1 protein-coding gene is annotated in these 802 nt (G+C 60.5%); it reads right to left on the reverse strand.

The features are described 5' to 3' along the window. The coding region (locus E5W70_RS32560; RefSeq protein WP_292665477.1) for a dihydrofolate reductase family protein at positions 1–437 on the reverse strand (437 nt) is incomplete at its 3' end. Positions 438–802: the final 365 nt, after the last annotated feature.

Below are 802 nucleotides of genomic sequence, written 5' to 3' on the forward strand. Positions count from 1 at the left end.
ATCCTGGGATGGACGAGGAACTGATATTCGTCGATAAGATCCAGCCGGTCCAGCTCGGTTGCGAGTTTGCCGCTACCGAGTAGCACGCCGGCCGGAGTCGCGTCCTTGAGCCTCTGTACGCCTGTTCGCAGGTCGTCGGCGACGTAGTGGCTGTTGGCCCACGGGAAGTCCGTTCGCGTCGACGACACCACGTACTTCGGTTTGGCGTCCAGCTTGACCGCCCACTCGCGTATCGCCGGCGGCGCCTCCACGTCGCCGCGAGCGACCGCCGGCCAGTAGCTCTCCATCATCTCATAGGTGATGCGGCCCCACAGCATCGCCCCGCCCTCGTCCATAAGGCGGGTGAAGAACGCGTGCGTCTCGTCGTCAGCGATTCCCTCCTTATGGTCGACACAGCCGTCCAGGGTGACGTTTATGCTGAAGGTCAACAGTCCCATGTGACGAGCCTAAGCCATCCGCTCGAAAAGACCTTAGGGCTATTGCTCGCGGTTGATGTTCAACTTCCGCTATGGGTCGAATCGAGCTGTTGCGGCAAGGGCAGCTTTTGAGAATCACCATGAATGTCGTGAAATGGCGCCATCGAGCCGGCCGGGGCATGGTCTCGGATTATTCCGCGATGGAGTGTTCTACGTCTCAAACGGGGTGGAGAGCCGATCGCACTTATCTCGCGCCCGCAAGGACAACTACCCGCCGTAGGGCGGTGCTCCGAATATCCTTCGGATGACCTTGTCCGCATCCGCATCAAAGCAGCGGCCATGACTGAGCACGATTCGCTGCGGCTGCCATGAGTGGATCCTTCCGA

Origin of the sequence: Mesorhizobium sp. (assembly GCF_005063415.1) — a bacterium.
In the GTDB taxonomy this organism is placed as follows: domain Bacteria; phylum Pseudomonadota; class Alphaproteobacteria; order Rhizobiales; family Rhizobiaceae; genus Mesorhizobium.